The sequence below is a fragment of the Streptomyces sp. NPDC017991 genome (assembly GCF_044328075.1).
GTDB lineage: Bacteria > Actinomycetota > Actinomycetes > Streptomycetales > Streptomycetaceae > Streptomyces.
In genome coordinates, this window is sequence record NZ_JBIRGP010000027.1 from 7,075 (window position 1) to 26,732 (window position 19,658).

3 protein-coding genes are annotated in these 19,658 nt (G+C 74.3%); all 3 read left to right on the plus strand.

What is annotated here, in order from left to right; genetic code table 11:
* The first annotated feature begins 35 nt into the window (after nucleotides 1-35).
* The 3 genes from ACH4DZ_RS43120 to ACH4DZ_RS43130 are packed head-to-tail and all read left to right on the plus strand — an operon-like array spanning nucleotide 36 to nucleotide 19,557.
* Nucleotides 36-11,378 carry an amino acid adenylation domain-containing protein gene (locus tag ACH4DZ_RS43120; RefSeq protein ID WP_398295067.1) on the plus strand — a complete coding sequence of 3,781 codons (11,343 nt, stop codon included), beginning with the start codon at nucleotides 36-38 and terminating at the stop codon, nucleotides 11,376-11,378.
* A 34-nt stretch (nucleotides 11,379-11,412) separates the two neighbouring features.
* Nucleotides 11,413-18,546, plus strand: coding sequence for an amino acid adenylation domain-containing protein (locus ACH4DZ_RS43125; RefSeq protein ID WP_398295069.1), 7,134 nt, complete (start codon nucleotides 11,413-11,415; stop codon nucleotides 18,544-18,546).
* Between the two features lie 3 nt (nucleotides 18,547-18,549).
* Nucleotides 18,550-19,557 (plus strand): 3-oxoacyl-[acyl-carrier-protein] synthase III C-terminal domain-containing protein, encoded by a 1,008-nt coding sequence (locus ACH4DZ_RS43130; protein ID WP_398295071.1) that lies wholly within the window; start codon nucleotides 18,550-18,552, stop codon nucleotides 19,555-19,557.
* Nucleotides 19,558-19,658 lie beyond the last annotated feature (101 nt).

Consider the following 19,658-nt stretch of genomic DNA (forward strand, 5'->3'; position numbering starts at 1 on the left):
GGCGGTCCTTTCTCAGTCGGACCGGAAGGCGTTGAATGCGCGGACGAGGTGCGGGGGAACTCGTGCTGGGTGACCTCTTCGACGCGCAGGCGACGCGTAGCTTGCACGCGACCGCCGTGCGGCACGAAGCGGCGCACGTCACCTTCGGTGAACTGGCGGACCGCGTCCACCGGCTCACCACGCGCCTCGCCGGGCGCGGCGTCCGCCCGGAGACGCCGGTCGGTCTGTGCGTCGAGCGCGGTGTGGACATGGTGGCCGGCCTGTTCGCGATCGTGCGGGCCGGCGGGGTACTGGTCCCGCTGGACCCGCGCCACCCGGACGAGCGGCTGCGCCTCCTGCTCGACGACTGCTCCGCCCCTCTGGTGCTCACCCGCCGGGACCTTGCGCACCGGCTGACCGCGAGCGGGGCCGACCCGGTGTTCCTGGACGCCGAGGCGCCGAACGACGCCGGTTTCGTACCTGAGGACGCCGCAACACCGCTGCTCCATGCCGGCCCACCCGCCGCCGACGCCCTGGTCACGGACCCCCCTGCCACCGGCGGCCCGACCGTGCCCGGCCCCCTTCCACTGAACGCAGCCTGTCTGACGTACACCTCCGGCTCCTCGGGCACCCCCAAAGGGGTCACCGTCACGCACGTGGGTCTGACCAACCTCTTCCACGACCACCGTGCCCGGGTCGTCGACCCGGCGGTGCGGGACGCCGGGGGCCGGCGGTTGCGCGTGGCGCACACCGCGCCCCTGTCGTTCGACGCCTCCTGGGCGCCACTGCTGTGGCTGCTGGCCGGGCACGAACTGCACATCGTCGATCACGACACCCACGAGGACGCCGCGGCCATGCTCGCGTACGTCGAACACCACCGGATCGACGTCCTGGACGAGACACCCTCCCATCTGCGCCCCCTGGTGGCGTCCGGCCTGCTGGACGAGGGCCGGCACCGGCCCTCGGTCATCACCGTGGGAGGCGAGGCGCTCGACAGCGCGCTGAGTGAGGCGCTCGCCGCCGCGCCCGGCACCCGGTGCTACAACAGCTACGGCCCCACGGAGGCCACCGTCGACGCGCTCGTCCGGCCGGTACGCCCCGGTGAACGGCCGCTGATCGGACGGCCCGTGGCCGGTCTTCGCGCCCGGGTGCTGGACGGCGCCCTTCGGCCCGTCCCCGCCGGAACGCCCGGTGAGCTGTACCTCGCGGGGCCGGGGCTGGCCCGCGGCTACCACGGCCACCCCGGCCGAACCGCGGCCGGTTTCGTCGCCGACCCGCACGGACCCGCCGGGTCCCGGCTGTACCGGACCGGTGACCTGGTCCGCACGCGCGCGGACGGCGAGACGGAGTTCCTCGGGCGGGTCGACGACCAGGTGCAGATCAGGGGAGTACGGGTCGAGCCGCGCGAGAGCGAGGCGGCGCTGATGAGCCACCCGGAGGTGGCCGACGCCGTGGTGGTACCGGGCGTGCGCCGGGACGGCGCGGCCGGACACGCGTTCCTCGCGGGCTACGCGGTGACGGCGCGGACACCGGCGGGGGCGCGGACCGGCCCCGCCGAACTGCGCGCCTTCTTCGACGGCGTCCTGCCTCGCCCGCTGGTACCGGCCGTCCTGATCGTCCTGGACCGCATCCCGCTGCTGCCGAACGGAAAGGTGGACAGGCGCGCGCTGCCACCCGCCGAACCGGACGCGGGCGTCGCCCACGAGTCACCGCGTACCCCCGCCGAGGAACTGGTGGCGGAGGTCTGGCAGCGGGCGCTCGGCGTCGCGCGCGTCGGTGTGCACGACGACTTCCTGGCGCTGGGCGGAGACTCGGTCCTGGCCATGCGGATCGTCTCGGAGCTGCGGCGGCACACCGGGTCCGTGCTGCAGGCCGACAACCTCACCACTGCGGCGCTGTTCGAGCACGGCACCGTCGCCGCCGTGGCCGCCGCGGCAGGCACGGCGGACCGGGCGCACCCCATCGAGGCGCTTCCCCGCGACCGCCCGCTCCCCCTCTCCGCCGCGCAGCAACGCCTCTGGTTCCTCGACCAGTTCCAGCCGGGCGGCACCGAATACGGTACGGCGACGGGTTTCCGGCTGCGCGGCGAGCTGGACACCGAGGCGCTGCGCACGGCGCTGGACGCGCTGGTGGCGCGGCACGAGCCGTTGCGCACCACGTTCGACACGGTGGACGGCCGCGGCGTCCAGATCGTCGGCCCGCCCTTCGCCGTACCCGTCGAACCGGTGGACCTGACCGGGCGGCCGGAGCCGGAGCGGTCCGCCGAGGCCGACCGGGTACTGCACGCGGAGCTGGGCCGCCCCTTCGACCTCCGGCGCGGCCCGCTGCTGCGGGTGCTGCTGGTGCGCTCCGCCGACGACGACCACCTGCTCGTCCTCCACCAGCACCACATCGTGACCGACGGATGGTCGACCGGTGTGCTCACCGGGGACCTGGGCGAGCTGTACTCGGCCGCGGCGCGCGGCGAGCCGCCGCGCCTGGCCCCGCTGCCCGTGCAGTACGCGGACTTCGCGGCGTGGCAGCACGAACGGCTGGCCGGCCCCGCCCTGGACGGCGCTCTCGCGTACTGGCGGCGGCAGCTCGCCGGGATGAGCCCGGCAGAGCTGCCGACCGACCGCCCGCGGACCGCCGTACGCACCTTTTCGGGCGCGCTGCACCGCTTCACCGTCCCGGCTTCGCTGACCGCGCGGCTGACCGAGGTGGGGCGTGCGTGCGGGGCGACGCCGTTCATGGTCCTCGCCGCCGCCGTGCAGGTGCTGCTCGCCCGCTACGGCGGACAGCGCGACGTGGCGCTGGGCACGGCCACCTCCGGCCGTGACCTGGCCGAACTGGAAGGGCTGGCCGGGTTCTTCGTCAACACCGTCGTGCTCCGCTCGCAGGTCGACGGCGCGCTGGCCTTCACGGAGTTCCTCGGCCGGGTGCGGGCGACGGTCCTGGAGGCGTTCGCCCACGACGCGCTCCCGTACGACCGGCTGGTGGACGCGGTACGCCCCGAGCGGGACGCCAGCCGTTCCCCGCTGTTCCAGCTCGCCCTGGTGCTGCAGAACGCCCCTCGGCAGCCGCTGCGGATGGCGGGCCTGCACGCCGAGGAGACTCCGCTGCCCAGCACGTCCGCACTGTTCGACGTCACCCTGGAACTGGAGCCCAGGGACGGGGCGCTGGCCGGGACGATCGAGTACAACACCGACCTCTTCGCACCGGACACGGCCGCCCGGCTGGCCGGTCACCTGCTCGTCCTGCTGGAGGGGATCGCCGCGCAACCGCGATGCCGGCTGTCCCGGCTGCCGATGCTGACCGCGGCAGAGCTGTCCCGGCTGTCACAGTGGAGCTGGGCCGGGGAGACCGGCCCGGCCGGACGCACCGTCTGCGACCTCGTCGCCGAACAGGCGCGGCGGCGGCCCGGGGCGACAGCCGTGACGGCCGGGGAGGAGACGCTGACCTACGCCAGGCTGCTGAGCCGTGCCGACGAGGTGGCGGCCCGGCTGACCGCACGCGGCATCGGACCGGGCGCCGTGGTCGGGGTCTGCCTGGAGCGCGGCGTCACCCTGGTCGTGGCGCTGCTGGGCATCCTGCGGGCGGGCGCGGCGTATCTGCCGCTGGACCCGCGGTACCCGGCCGGGCGGCTGGCGTTCATGCTCACCGACTCGGCGGTCGACCTGGTGCTCACCGAGGAGCGGCTGCGGGACGCACTGCCCGCGGGAGCCGCACACCTGGCGTACGTGGACGACGTGCCGGGGCAGGCCCCCGTGAACGGCACGGACCGCACCGCCCGCACGGATCCGCGGGGGTCGACCGCCGCGGGACCGCGCGACCTCGTGTACGTCATGTACACCTCCGGGTCCACCGGAGGGCCCAAGGGCGTGCTGGTCGAGCACCGTTCGGTGGTACGGCTGTGCCGGGCGCGGGAGATACGCCCCGGCCCGCGGGACGTTCTGGCGCTGACCTCCTCGGTGTCCTTCGACGCCGCCACGTACGAGATCTGGGGCGCGCTCACCAACGGGGCCCGGCTGGCGATCGCCCCGCCGGGCGTGCTGTCCGTGCACGAGCTGGGCCGGTTCCTCGCCGCCGAGGGAGTGACGTCGCTCTGGCTGACCGCTGGCCTGTTCGAGGAGGTGGTCGACACCGACCCGGGCGTCCTCGGCGGACTGCGGCGGCTGATCGCCGGGGGCGACGTGCTTTCTTCCGCCCACTGCGACCGGGCGCTGCGGGCGGTGCCGGGCCTGGAACTGGTGAACGGCTACGGACCGACCGAGGGCACCACCTTCACCACCTGTCACCGCTTCGACGCCCGGCAGCCGGTCACCTCCGCACCCATCGGGCGGCCGATCGACGGAACGCGATGCCATGTCGTGGACGGCGCACTGCGCCCTGTCCCGGTCGGCGTGCCCGGCGAACTGCTCATCGGGGGCGAGGGCCTGAGCCGTGGATACCTCGGCCGGCCGGGGCTGACCGCCGCACGATTCGTCGCCGACCCGTTCTCCGGCCGTGGCGGCGAGCGGCTGTACCGCACCGGGGACCTGGTGCGGTGGCGGTCCACCGGCGAGCTGGAGTTCCTGGGCCGGTCGGACGACCAGGTGAAGATCAGGGGGTTCCGGGTCGAGGTCGCCGAGGTGGAAGAGGCCCTGACCCGCCATCCGGACGTGGGCGAGGCCACTGTCGTGGCACGCACCGACGTAGGCCACCGACGTCTGGTGGCCTACGTGACGGCGCGGCACACACCGGCGCCGACACCGGCAGCGCTGCGCACCCACCTGGAAGGGGTGCTGCCCGGATACCTGGTGCCCACCGGCTATGTGGTGCTGGACCGCATGCCGCTGACCGCGCACGGGAAGGTCGACCGCCGGGCGCTGCCGCCTCCCCGGCCCCCCGAACGGGGTCACGTCGCACCGCGCACCCCGGCCGAGCGGACGCTGAGCCAGGTGTGGGCCGACGTGCTCGGGGTCGCCCGGATCGGAGTCGAGGACAACTTCTTCGACCTCGGCGGGGACTCCATCCTCTCCATCCAGGTGGTGGCCAGGGCGCGCGCGGCGGGCCTGCGGCTGACGTCGAAGGACATCTTCCTGCGGCAGACCGTGGCCCGGCTCGCCACCGCCGCGACCGCTGGAACAAGCCCTGCGCCCGGCACGGCGGCGCCGGCGGGGCCCGTACCGCTGACCCCGGTCCAGCGATGGTTCCTCGACGGAGCCGCGGAGACCCCCGGACACTTCAACCAGTGGCTGATGGCCGAACTGGTTCCCGGGGTCCGGGCGGAAGCACTGCGTGCCGCCGTCACGGCGGTGTCGCAACGGCACGATGCCTGGCGGCTGCGTTTCGAGAAGGCGGCCGACGGCTGGCGCCAGCACACGGCGACGGACGGCGAAGGCCTCGCGTTCCGGCACATCGACCTGTCCGACCTGGACACGCCCGCCCAGGAGACCGCCATCGCGACGGCCGTGGCGCAGACGCAGAACGCGGTGTGCACGGACACCGGCCCGCCGGCCCACGTCGTGCTGTTCACCCTGGGGCCGGGGCGCGCGTCCCGGCTCCTCCTCACCGCTCACCACCTCGTGGTGGACGGAGTGTCGTGGCGCGTCCTGCTGACCGAACTGGACGGCGCGTACCGGCAGGCCGCGGCCGGCGCACCCGTCGATCTCGGCCCCCGCACCACGTCGTTCCAGGAATGGGCGCGCCGGCTGAGCGACCACACGGCAGCCGGCGGCTTCGACGAGGAGACCCCTCACTGGACCGACGTGACCCGGTCCGTCCGGGCGGAGCTGCCCACGGACCTGGCCGGCCGCAACACCCTGGCCGCCGAGCGGACGATGACCGTGACGCTGGACCGCGCGCACACCGAGGCGCTGCTGCGCACCGTCCCCGGCACCTACCGCACCCAGGTCAACGACGTCCTGCTGAGCGCACTGGCCGTCGTGACGGCCCGGTGGACCGGGCGGCCCGAGGTGGCTCTCACCCTGGAGGGGCACGGCCGGGAAGAAGTGCTCCCCGGGGCGGACACCGACCTGTCCGGCACGGTCGGCTGGTTCACCTCCCTGTTCCCCGTCGTCCTGTGCGTGCCGGGCGCGGCCGGCTGGGGCGAGGTGATCAAGTCGGTGAAGGAGCAGCTGCGCGCCGTGCCGAACAGGGGCGTCGGGTACGGCGCGCTGCGCCGGCTCGGCCCCGCGGACACCCGTCGCGCCCTGGCCGGGGCCGAGCCGCCGCTGAGTTTCAACTACCTCGGCCGGTTCGACACCGAGACCGCACCGGGTGGGCTCTTCCACCGCCCGCCCGGCCCCATCGACCTCTACCGGGACGCTTCGGAAGGCGACCGCGAGCGGCTGCTCGACGTCACCGCCGCGGTCACCGACGGCGTACTGGAGTTCACCTGGCACTACTGCGCCGACCTGCATCGGGAGGCTACGGTCCGCGCCCTGGCGGACGGTGTGCTGACCGCCCTGGAGGAGATCGTCGCGCACTGCGCGCGACCGGGTTCCGGCGGCGCGACCCCGTCCGACTTCCCGCTCGCCGGTCTCGACCAGGCGGAGGTGGACCGGCTGGTGGGCGACGGCACCTCGGTCCTGGACGTGTATCCGCTGACCTCCATGCAGAGCGGAATGCTGTTCCACAGTCTGTCCGAGCCGGGCGTCTACCTCGAACAGGTGCATCTCGTCCTCGACGCGGTCGCCGACCCGGTCGCCCTGGCCCGAGCCTGGCAGCGGACCGTCGACCGGACGCCGGAACTGCGGACCGCCGTCGTCTGGACGGACGAGGGGACGCCTCTCCAGGCGGTCCACCGGCAGGCCGACCTCCCGGTCACCCACCACGACTGGAGGGCACTGCCGCCGGCCGAGGAGAGCGACCGGCTGCGCGAGCTGCTGGCGGCCGACCGCACGACGGCCCTCGACCTGGCCGCGCCGCCGGCGGCGCGGCTCATCCTGGTCCGGCTCCCGCAGGACCGGGTACGGCTCGTCTGGACCTTCCACCATCTGCTGCTGGACGGATGGAGCGTCTCCCAGGTCCTGGCCGATGTCCTCACACGCCACGCGTCGCCCGGCACCGAGCTGCCGCCCCGGCCGCCGTTCCGCGACCATGTGCGATGGCTGGCCGGGCAGGACTTCGGCCGCGCGGCCGCCCACTGGCGTGCGGTCCTGGGCGGTCTGCGCTCGCCCACCGCACTGCCCTTCGACCGGCCGCCGGCCCGTGCGCACTCGGGCCGGGCGACCGCGGCCGTGGACGTCCGCCTGTCGGCCGCCGGCTCCACCGCGCTCCACGCCTTCGCCCGGCGGCAGCGGCTGACGACGGGCACGGTCGTCCAGGGGATGTGGGCGGTGCTGCTCTCCCAGTACGGGGGCGGCGACGACGTGTGCTTCGGAGTGACGGTGTCCGGGCGCCCGCCGGACGTCCCCGGGATCGAGTCCATGGTCGGGATGTTCATCAACACCGTGCCGGTCCGGGTGGCGTTCGACCCGGCGGCCGAACTGGTGCCGTGGTTACGGGCGCTGCAGGACGGCCGGATCGAGGCGCAGCCCCACGACCACGTGCCCCTGACCGGGTTGCGATCGTTCGGCGAGGTGCCCGCCGACGTGAACCTCTTCGACAGCATCGTGGTGTTCGAGAACTACCCGATCGCTCCCGCCCTCGCCGCGCACGGTGTCACGGCGGCCGGGCTGGACGCGGTCGAGGTGACCAACTACCCGCTCAACGCCGTGGTCTTCGCCGACGACGAGCTGTCTCTACGGCTGACGTACGACCCGGCGCTCTTCGACGAGGCCACGCCCCGTGGGATGGCCCGTCACCTCGTCGCGCTGCTGGCCGACGTCGGGGCCGACCCGTGGCGTCCACTGGGGTCGCTGCCGCGTCCGGACGGCACCAGGGGACATTCGCCGGCCGGCCCCGCCGTTCCCGTACGCCGCCCGGGGCCGGTCCCGTACGCCGCACCGCGCACCCGCACCGAGCACGGCCTCGTCCGGATCTGGGCGCAGGTGCTGCGGCTGGAACGGGTCGGTGTCCACGACGACTTCTTCGTGCTGGGCGGCGACTCGATCCTCTGCGTGCAGATCACCTCACGCATCCGGGCAGCTCTCGGCGTCGAGGTTTCGCCCCGCACCCTGTTCGACCACCCGACCGTCGCCCGGCTCGCGCAGGGGCTGCCCGCCCCCGACGGCCGGCGGCCGGTGCGGGGTGATGCGGTGGCCCTCGCACCGGGCGTGTCCGGAGCCGGGCCGGCCGGTCACCGCCGGACCGCCGGGGACGGCACGGCCACCCCCGCGCCGCGAGCGCCCGGGGCAGGGGAGCGGGCAACCGGGACGCCGTTGTCCTTCGGCCAGCGGCGGCTGTGGTTCCTGCACTGCCTCGCACCGCACGGCGCCGACTACAACTCCGCGCTGTCGCTGCGCCTGCGCGGTCCGCTCGACTCGGGGGCGCTGGCCGCGGCGCTGACGACGATCACCCAGCGGCACGAGATCCTGCGGACCGTCTTCACCGACTCCGGCACCGGGGCCGTGCTCGCGCACCGGCCGTCGGCGCCCCGGCTGACGGACCTCTCCGCCTTCCCGGAAGCGGAACGGGGCGCGGAACTCGACCGTGTCCTGCGCGCAGAGACCGTCCGCCCGTTCGATCTCCGCCGCGGTCCCGTGCTGCGGGCCGCATTGCTGCGCCTGGCGCACGACGACCATGTCCTGCACCTGGGGATGCACCACATCGTCAGCGACGGCTGGTCGATGGGTGTGCTCACCGAGGAGCTGGGCGCCTGCTACTCCGCGGCCGTGCGGGGGAGCGATCTCCGGCTGCCGCCGCTGCCCGCGCAGTACGCCGACTTCGCCGACTGGCAGCGCCGCCGCCGCTCCACCCCCGCGGCCGACGCTCGCCTCGCGTACTGGCGCCGTACGCTGGCCGGTGTACAGACGCTGGACCTGCCCACCGACCGGCCGCGCCCGGCCGTGCGGACCGCGACCGGCCGACACCGGCGCTTCGAGATCCCGGCCGCACTCACCGGGCGGCTGCGCGCACTCGGCGCCCGGCACGACACGACCCTGTTCACCGTGCTGGTCGCCGCCCTCCAGGTGGTGCTCGCCCGGCACTGCGCCCAGGACGACATCGCCATCGGCACGGCCGTCGCCGGGCGCGACCGGCCGGAGTTCGAGCGCCTCGTCGGCTTCTTCGTGAACACGGTCGTGCTCCGTGGCCGGGTGGACGAGACGCGTTCCTTCGCCGGACTCCTCGGCGAGACGCGCGCGATGGTAATGGCGGCGTTCGAGCACGCCGAGACCCCCTTCGAGCAGGTCGTCGAGGCGCTCGGCGTGGAACGGGACACCGGCCGCACCCCGCTGGTCCAGGTGATGGCCGTCCTGCAGAACACCCCGCGGGTGGCGCCCGCGCTGGCCGGTCTGCGGGTGTCCGAAGTGGAGACGGACACCCCGGCCGCCCCGTTCGACCTCACCTTCGACTTCCGGGAGCTGTCCGGCGCGCTCGTGGGCGACCTCTGCTACAACGCCGACCTGTTCGCCGCGGCCACCGCCGACCGGCTCGCCCGCCATCTGCTCGCGCTGCTCGAAGCGGCCGCGAACGCCCCAGACACGCCGCTGTGCCGGTTCTCCGTGCTCGACGCGCAGGAGCGCCGCGAGACCGACGCGGTCAGCACCGGCGCCCCGGCCCGGCCCGCCGGTGCCTCGGTCGCCGAACTGTTCGACACCATGGTCCGCCGCCACCCACGGGCACCCGCCGTCCGGGGAGGCGGACAGGTGGTGACGTACCAGGAGCTGAACCGCAGGGCGGAGCGGCTCGCGGCCCGGCTGGCGGCCCTCGGCGTCCGCCGGGGCGACCGGGTCTGCGTCGTCCTGCCGCCGGGCGTGCGGGCCGTCACCGTCTTCGTCGCGCTGGCGAGGACGGGCGCCGCGTACGTCGCCGTGGAGCCCGACGTGCCACCGCACAGGCTGCGGGCGATCGTGGACGGCTGCGGAGCCACGGTGGTGCTGACCCGCGACACCGTCCTGCCCGCAGGGCCGGCGGCGTCCCGGCCGCGACCGGGCCCCGAGGATCCGCTGGCATGCGTGTACACCTCCGGTTCCACCGGACATCCCAAGGGCGTGGTCATCACCCACGGGGCGATGGTGAACCTGCTGTCCTGGACCGGCGCAGGCGCAGGCGCAGGCGCAGGCACCGACACCGGTATCCGCCTCGGCGCGGGCGACCGGTGTGGCCAGGTCGCCGACCTCTCCTTCGACGCGTCCGTGTGGGAGGTCTGGTCGGCGCTCTGCCGGGGTGCCTGCCTCTGCGTCGCCGAGCCGCACCTGCGGCGCGACCCTCGGGCGCTGGGCCGGTGGGTCGCCGCCGAGGAACTGACCGCCTGCTTCTTCCCGACCGCTGTCGGGGAGCGCCTGTTCGCCGAGCGGGCGCTGGACGGCGCGGACCGGCTGCGCCACGTCCTGCTCGGCGGCGAGCGGCTCACCCGGCTGCCCGCCGGCCCGGTGCCGTACAGGGTGCTCAACGGGTACGGACCGAGCGAGACGACCGTCTTCGCCACCTGCTACGACGCCACCGACTGGCCGGCCGAGGAGCGTGAGGGGTGGACGCCGCCGCCGATCGGCCGGCCGCTGCCGGGCGTGCGGGCGTACGTCCTGGACCGCTGTCTGCGCATGGTCCCGCACGGTGTCACCGGTGAGCTGTACCTCGGCGGGCACGGCGTCGCACAGGGCTACCTCGGCGCGCCCGCGACGACCGCGGACCGGTTCGTCGCCGACCCCTTCGCGCCCACACCCGGTGCGCGGATGTACCGCACCGGCGACCTGGCCCGGCGCACGGCCGAAGGACTTCTGGAGTTCCGCGGCCGCACCGACCGCCAGATCAAGGTGGCGGGCGTACGGGTGGAACTCGACGGCGTCGAGCAGCTGCTGGCCCGGCACGAGAGCGTCGCGGAGGCGGTCGTGACCGCCTGCGACGACGCGGCCGGCCGCCCCGGGCTGCGGGCCCATGTGACGGCGGCACCCTCCGGGACGGACCCCGGCGAGCTGCGCGACTGGCTGCTCCGGCACCTCCCGGCGGCCGCGGTGCCCGCCCCGATCACCGTCCTGCGGGCACTGCCCCGCACCGCCACGGGCAAGACCGACCGCCGCGCCCTGGCCGCGCGCCCGGACCCGGCACCGGAGCCGGTCGCGCGCCGGGCGCCGCGTACGGAGACGGAACGCGCGGTCGAACGGCACTGGGCGGGCCTCCTCGGACGGCGCGCCTTCGACGTACGGGAGAAGTTCTTCGACGCCGGGGGATCCTCCCTCGCCCTGCTGGACCTCAGGTCACGGATGGAGGACCTGTGCGGGCGGGAACTGCCGGTGGCCCTGCTCTTCGAGCACCCGACCATCGAGGCGATGGCGCGCCTGGTGGACGAACGGCGGGGACCCCGGACGCCCACCGGGACCCGCCACGACCTGTGAGACGACTGTCCGCGCGAATGACCGGGGGTTGGGTGTGCAGGACCACGAGGTGGCGGTCATCGGAGCCGCCGGCATGTTTCCCGGCGCCGCGGACCTGACGGACTTTCACGAACGCCTGCGGACCGGCTACGACGGCATCGGACGGCCCGGCGCGGACCGGGTGCGCCATACCGGCGGTGTCTCCGGCGCGGCGTACCTGACCATGGGCTACCTGGACCGGGTCGACCTCTTCGACCACGCGTTCTTCGGCATCTCCCGGCGTGAGGCCGAGCTGATGGACCCGCACCAGCGGCTCGCCCTGCAGCTGGCGCACCGGGCCGTGGAACACGCCGGCTACGCCCCGGGTCGGCTGCGGGGATCCCGCACCGCCGTGGTCCTGGCCGAGGTCGATCCGACGTACGAGAGCCTGGTGCCCAAGGACGATCCCCAGCACATCCTCGGCACGCTGCCCGCGGCCCTTTCCGCCCGGGTGTCGTATCTGCTCGACCTCGCCGGGCCTTCACTGGTCGTGGACACCGCGTGCAGCAGCGCGCTCGCCGCGGTTGCGCAGGCCGTACGCATGCTGCGCTGCGGGGACGCCGACCTCGCGCTCGCCGGGGGCCTCAGCGTCCAGACGGCGCTCACGCCTGCGCAGGACCGCGAGACGCTGCGCGGTGTGGAGTCCCCGACCGGGACCTGCCGACCGTTCGACGCGCGTGCCGACGGCACCGTGGGCGGCGAGGGCGGCGGCATCGTGCTGCTGAAGCCGCTGTCCAGGGCGCTCGCCGACCACGACACGATCCTGGGGGTGCTGAAGGGCATCGCGGTCAACCACAACGGCTACCGGGCGGCCAGCATGGGCGCGCCCAGCCAGGCCGCACAGGCCGAGGTGATCACGGCGGCGTGGCGTGACGCGGGTGTCGAGGCACAATCCGTGGGCTACGTGGAGTGCCACGGGTCGGCCACGCCGCTCGGTGACGTCGTGGAGGTCGAGGCGCTGCGGCAGGCGTTCGGCGACGCGGGGGTGCACACCCCGGCGTGCGTGATCGGCTCGGTGAAGGGCGACATCGGACATCTGGGCAACGCGGCGGGCATCGTCGGCCTCCTCAAGGCGCTGGGCAGCGTCCGGCACGGCGTGCGCTACCCCTCCGCACACTTCGACGAGGCCAATCCGCTGATCGACTTCCGGGGGCCGGTGCGCGTCGACCCGGCCGGCGGGGCATGGCCCGCCGGTCCGACTCCTCGACGGGCCGGGGTCAGCTCCTTCGGACTGACCGGCACCAACGTCCACGCCGTGCTGGAGCAGCCGCCCGAACAGCCCGTGGAACCGGCCCCTGACGACCCCCCGGCGGCCGACGCCGAGCTGGTCACCGTCTCGGCGAAGTCGGCATCCGCCCTCGCCCGTCAGCTCCGGCACCTGGCGGACTTCGCCGAGACCACCGGACACTCCCTGCGCGCCGTGGCGCACACTCTGAACAGGGGCCGGGACGACCACCCCTTCCGGCTGGCGTGGACCGCGACGGACATGGGGGAACTCGCCCACGCCCTGCGGTCCGCCACCCTGCCGGACGACATGCAAGCGGTACCGGAACGCCGGGTGGTCCTGCTGTTCTCCGCCGACGCCGTCATCGACGAGGGAGCCTGGGCACGGCTCGCCGCCGAGGAGCCCGCGCTGCACAGGGCGCAGGACGGCCCGGACGCCGAGAAGACCGGCCCGCGGGGCCTGCTGCTCCTGCGCCAACTCGCCCTGCACCGGCTGCTCGCATCCTGGGGCGTGAGCGACCCCCACTTCGTCGGCTCCGGCGCCGGCACGCTCGCCGTGCGCGCCGCCCAGGGCGAGCTGTCCGCCCGCGACGCCGCTCTCGCGGCAGCCGCGGCCCCACCGCCCGACCTCGTCGACCCGGCCCGGCTGCGCCAGGTGGTACAGGGCTTCCGGCGCGACGGCGCCGTCCTCGTCGAGATGGCCGCCGACGGTGTGCTCACCCGTGAGATCCGCCGCGTCGCGCCCGACCTGCCGATGGTCACCCTCCTCGACGGCCGGGGCCGCCGCGGACTTCTCGACCGCCTCGGCCACCTCTACACCGCCGGCGCCACGCTCGACTGGGAGCACCACTACACCGCTACGGGCACCGACCCGCACGCCCGGCCCGTCGCACGCGTCGAAGCACCCACCTACCCCTTCGAACCGGTGCGCTGCTGGGTGCGGCGCCCCCCGGCGCCGCAGCCCCTCCCGGGCACCCCCGCGGACGCGGCGCCGCCCACCGGGCCGCCTCTCGCGGGCGCCCCCGCCGAGCCGGTCGTCGTCGCCGTGTGGGAGGAGGTGCTGGGGGCCGCCGATGTGCGCCCCGACTCCGACTACTTCGCCCTGGGCGGCACATCGATCGCCGGGATCAGCGTGCTGCGGCGGCTGGAACGCGACCTCGGCGTGGGGCTGACCTTCGCTGACCTCTACGCGCACCGCACGGCCGCCAAACTCGCCCGACGCGTCGAGGAACTGCGCTCCCGCGGCGACGCCCCGCGCACCGACAGGTCCATCACCCCCGTCCCGCGCGGCGGCCGGCTCCCGCTCTCCTTCGGCCAGGAACAACTCTGGTACCTGGACCGGCTCCACCCCGCGAGCCCGCTCTACAACATCCCGGCCGACCTGCGGCTGCGCGGCCCCCTGGACGTCGCCGCACTGCGCGGCGCGTTGCGCGACCTCGGCGACCGCCACGAGATCCTGCGCATCTGCGTGCGCGACGACGACGGCGAACCGTACGTCCACGTGCTGCCCCAGGGCCCGGACCTGCCACTGACCGACCTCGGCACTCTGCCCCCGGCCCGCCGCGAGGAAGAGGCCCGCAGCCTCGCCGAGACCGAGGCCCTGCGCCCCTTCGACCTGGCCGCAGGACCGCTGCTGCGGACCACACTGCTGCGCCTGGCCGACGACGACCACGTGCTGCTGTACACGTACCACCACATCGTCTTCGACGGCTGGTCCCCGGCGGTGTTCTTCCGTGACCTCTTCGAGCTGTACCGGGCCCGGCGCACCGGGCGCCCGGCAGACCTGCCCGCGCTGCCCGTGCAGTACGCCGACTACGCGGCCTGGCAGCGCTCCTGGCTGACCGGGCCCCGGCTGGAGGCCTCACTCGGCTTCTGGCGGGAGCAGCTCGCCGGGCTGCGCACGGTCCCGCTCCCGCTGGACCGGCCGCGCCCCGCCGCCCAGGACTTCAGAGGCGACCTGGTGGAATTCACCGTCGACGCCGAACTGGCCACCGCCGTACGGGAGTACAGCCGCGCCCAGGGCGTCACCACGTTCGTCACCATGCTGGCCCTCGTGGACGTCCTGCTCCACCACTGGACGGGCACCGACGACATCGTCGTCGGTGTCGGCACGTCGGGGCGGGTCAACCCCGCAACACACGAACTGATCGGTTACTTCAACAACCTGCCGCCGTTCCGTACGAGGGTCGGCGGCGACCTCACGTTCACCGACGTGGTGCGCCGGTGCGCGGACACCGTCGCCGGGGTCCTCGACCACGAGGACCTGCCGTTCGAGAAGATCGTGTCCGAGGTGTGCCGGACCCGCGAACCCGGCCGCCATCCGCTCTACGACGTCGCCTACACGTTCCAGAACGCCCCCGCCCCGGCCCAGGTCCCCGTCGGTCTGGAGATCACCCGCCTGCTCGACAGGGAGATCGCGGGCATCGCCCCCGGCACCGCCAAATTCGACCTCACCTTCGGCGTCACCGACCAGGACGACGGCCCGATGCACGCCTACGTGGAGTACGCGCTCGCGCTGTTCGACCGCGAGACCGTACGCGGGCTCACCGCCTGGCTGCCCGCCCTGCTGCGCGCAGCACTGGAGGACCCCGGGCGGCGGGTGGCCGACCTGCCGTCGGCGCCTTCGACCGCCCCTGACCCGCGGCCCTCCGTCCTCTCCGGCGCCCCGTCCGCCGCCCACGACGGCCCGCTCGTGCACGAGGAGGTGGCCGCCCGCGCCGCGGAACGTCCCGGCCGTCCGGCGGTCGTCGTCCACGGGCGCGCGTACACCTACGGGGAGATCGACGCGATGGCCGACCGGCTGGCCCGCCGCCTCGTCGCGGCCGGCGTGGAGGCGCGGAGTACGGTGCCGGTCGTCGCCGAGCGGGGTGTCGACCTGGTGGTGGGCTGGCTCGCCGTGGCCAGGGCGGGGGCCGCGTTCGTCCTCGTGGACCCCGGCTGGCCGCGGCAGCGGATCGAGGACGTGCTCACCGACCTGGAGACCGCCGGCCCCGGCGGTGTTCCGACGGTCCTCGGCGACCTGGAGGGGCGGCCGTGTACGCCGATCGACACGACGGAACCAGCTCCGGGCGACGAGGACGAGGACGAGGACGAGGACGAGGACGGGGACAGGAACGGGGACAGGGACGGGGACAGGGACGAGGGCGAGACTGGGGACGAAGGTGAGGTGGAGGCTGAGGCCGAGTACCTGCCGCGCAGGTCCGACCCGCGCGACCTCGCCTACCTCGCCTACACCTCGGGCTCCACCGGCCGACCGCACGGCTGCGAGATCGAGCACCGGAACCTGACCGCCCTGGTGCGCTGGTACCGAAACGAGCTGCGACTGACCCCCGACGACCAGGTGCTGCAGACCGCGGCGCCGGGTTTCGACATCACGGTGCTGGAGGTGTGGGCGACGCTGTGCATCGGCGCCACGCTGCACTTCGCGCCGAGCGCACCGGAGGAACCCGGCGCGTTCCTGCGCAGGCTCGCCGACCACCGGATCACGGCAGCCTTCCTGCCCACCCAGCTCGCCGAGATCGTGCTGAGCGAGGGGGAGTGGCCGCCCGACCTGCGCCTGCGGGTGGTGACCACAGGCGGCGACCGACTGCGCGTGTTCCCGCCGGCCGGCTGCCCGTTCCGGCTGGTCAACATGTACGGGCCCACCGAGTGCACGGTCGTCTCCACCGCCGGCGAGATCGGCCCGGCCGTCGGCGAGGGCGGGCCGCCCTCCATCGGCGGACCGGTCACCGCGACCTCCGTCAGCCTGCTGGACGCGTCGGGGCGACCCGTCCCGGCCGGGGAGATCGGGGAGATCACCGTCGGGGGAGCAGCGGTCGGCCGCGGCTACCGCGGACTGCCGGGACTCACCGCCGCCCGGTTCGTCGCCGACCCGCACTCCACCGAGCCGGGCGCGCGCCGGTACCGGACCGCTGACCTGGGGCGGCTGCGCCCGGACGGCACCGTGGAGTTCACCGGACGGCTCGACGACCAGGTGGAGGTCGGCGGTCGGCGGGTCGAGCCCGCCGAGGCGGAGCGGGTACTGCTCGCCCACCCGGGGGTACGCGAGGCCGCGGTGGTGGACGTGACGGCGCCGAGCGGTTCCACCCGGCTGATCGCCCACGTGGCTTCCGGTGAGCCCGCCCCCGCCGGGGAGGAACTGCTCGACCGGATCGCACGGGCGCTGCCCGCCTTCATGGTGCCGACCGCGGTCGTGTCGCACGAGCGCCTGCCACGGACCGCGACCGGCAAGCTCGACCGCAGGAGTCTGAGGGAGATGACCATGCCGCCCACCGCACCGAGAACGCCCACCGCACCACCGACACCCATCACGCCGGTGCCCGCCGCACCCGGCGTCGCCACGTCGTCGACGACCGGCGGCCCGCAGGACTGGGCCACGGACGTCGTCGTACGGATTGTCGCCGAACTGCTGGTGGTGGACGGAGTCCGGGCCGACGACAACTTCTTCGAGCTGGGCGGCGACTCCGTCCTCGGCGTGCGGGTCGCCGCCCGCGCAGCCAAGGCGGGGGTGCACTTCACCCCCCAGCAGATGCTGCAGCACCACAGCCTGCGGGAACTGGCGGCGGCCGCGACCGTGGACATGCCCGAACCGCCGCCCCGGGCCGCCGGACCGGCCGCCCCCGCACCCGCCGAGCGGCCGGCGGGCCCTCCGCACCTGACCCCCATCATGCGCGGCTTCCTCGAACGGATGCCCCCTGGCGCACCGGACTTCCTGGAGGTCCACCCGCTGGAGACCACGACCCGGATCAGCGGCGACATCATGCGCACAGCCGTCGAACACCTCATCGCCCGGCACGAGACACTGCGCTACCGCTTCCGCCGCAACAGCCTGGGCTGGCGGATCGAGTGCACCGAGCCGGGCGCCCGCGACGTCTTCGACGTACAGGTGCTGCCCGCCCTCGACGAGGACGAGGAGCGGGCTCACCTGGCACGGGACCTGGAGCAGTTGCGGTCGGAGATCGACCTTGAACGCGGCCCGGTGCTGCGGGTGCGCCACTACGACCGCGGCCACGGCCGGGGCGGCCGGCTCGTCCTGGTCATCCACCACTTCGTCTTCGACAACGTCGCCACCGTCGTCCTCATCGACGACCTGGACGCGGCGCTCACCGAGCTGCTCGCCGGACGGCCGCTGCCCCCGCCGGGGCCGTCGCGGACCTGGCGCCAGTGGTCGCAGCACCTCCAGGACATGGCGGACTGCGACGAACTGGCCGGGGAACTGGCCTACTGGACCAGTACGCTGCGCTCCGGCGCCGCCCTCCTCACCGACCCGCCGCCGCCCCGCCTCGGCCCCGGCGGCGTCGCCCGCCGGCGCCTCACCGTGGACCAGGTGGCCCCTGTGCTCAAGGGCGGCCCGGGTACGGAGGCGGCGGCGATGTGCGCCTTCGCCTGCGCGCTGGCCCGCTGGTCCGGCACCACCGGCGCGTACGTGATGACGGAAGGCGCGGCGACCCCGAACGTCTACCGGCCCGCCGGCCGCTCCCCGGCGATCGGCTGGTTCACCAGCGTGCATCCGCTGATGCTGCCGGTCGACCCCGCGGCGAGCGTCCGGGACAACCTGCCGGCGGTCACCGACCGCGTCCGGTCCGTCCCCAACGACGGTGTCGGCTACGGCCTGCTGCGCCACCTGACCCCCGCCGCACCGGCGCTCGCCCCGCTGCGGGCACTGCCCGAGCCCGAGGCGCTGGTCATCCACGGCACCCACGACGGATCAGGTTTCGACACGGGCGTGACGCTACTGCGCAGCCGCCTCGACGGTTTCGCGCCGGCCCCGAAGCGGATGCCCGAGGCGTTCCCCCTGGTACTGACCACCACGGTCACCCAGGGAGAACTGCAACTGATCATCCTGTACGACGGTCGATGCACCGAGCAGGAGGCCGAGGCGCTCGCCGACGAAGGTGCCCGCGCCTTCGCGGAACTGGCCGAGTGAGCGATGCCGTCCTTCGCGCTGCGTGCCGCGTCCTGGTACCTGCCCACCCGGTCCGTCGCCGTCGAGGATCTGCCCGAACTGGCCGCGCTCACCCCCGTGCAGCGGGAGTCCTGCCTGTCCCTCGGCATCGACCGGATCCGCGCCGACGACGAACTGGACGCGGTCGAGCTGGGAGTGCGCTCCGGCCGGCAGGCGCTCGCCGAGGCGGGTCTGAGCCCCGATGAGCTGGACGCCCTGATCGTGATCGACTCCCGGGCTCCCGAGGCGTTCGCCGTCTCCGAGGCGACCAGGACCCAGGCGCTGCTCGGTGCGGGACGGGCGCTGGCGTTCTCCGTCGGCGGACTGGGCTGCACCTCGATCGTCCCCGGGCTGCTGGCCGCGCGGGGCCTGCTGTACGCCGACCCGGACATCCGGCACGTCCTGGTGACGCACGGCAGCAAGCCCGCCGCCCCGCACCGCTACCGCCACCCGGTCACCGTGTACGGCGACTGCGGGCAGGCGCTCGTGGTCGCCCGGGAGGGCCCCGTCAGGATTCTCGACATCGTGGCGCAGACCAGCGGCGCCTACTGGGATCTGTTCCGCGTCGACTTCCGCGACCGGCCCTACGAGCAGTGGCGCGAGGAGTGCACCGACATCCCCCGCTACTCCTTCGAGCTGGCCATGGAGACCCGCGACCGCATGCGGGTACTGCACCGGCAGATCCTCGAACGCAACGGCCGGCTGCCCTCCGACATCCGCTACCACATCACCCAGAACATGTCGGCCGGATCCTTCCGCTTCCAGGCGGACGCGCTCGGGATCGCCATCGACGACGCGTGCCCCGACAACCTCCGCCGTTACGGCCACCTCGGCCCCAACGACGTACTGCTCAATCTGTACTCCGCGCTCGCCAGGGACGGCACGGCCGAGTCCGCCGAGGCACTGGTGTTCAACGCCAGCCCGTCGGCGTCCTGGAGCGCCATGCTCGTGGAGAGCGGCATCCGCCCGGGAGGCCGCTCGCACTTCCTGTGAGGCGGCAGGCGTGCGGCTAGGGCCCTCATGACATGGCAGGGCGGCAGTGGGCGGGTCGTCGGCTCGCTGATCCACTCCATGCCTTCGAGTCGGTCGTGGAG

Bases quoted from the DNA above. Each gene is read 5' to 3' on its own strand.
- ACH4DZ_RS43120 (WP_398295067.1), top strand. From the start codon at position 36: ATGCGCGGACGAGGTGCGGGGGAACTCGTGCTGGGTGACCTCTTCGAC.
- ACH4DZ_RS43130 (WP_398295071.1), top strand. From the start codon at position 18,550: ATGCCGTCCTTCGCGCTGCGTGCCGCGTCCTGGTACCTGCCCACCCGG.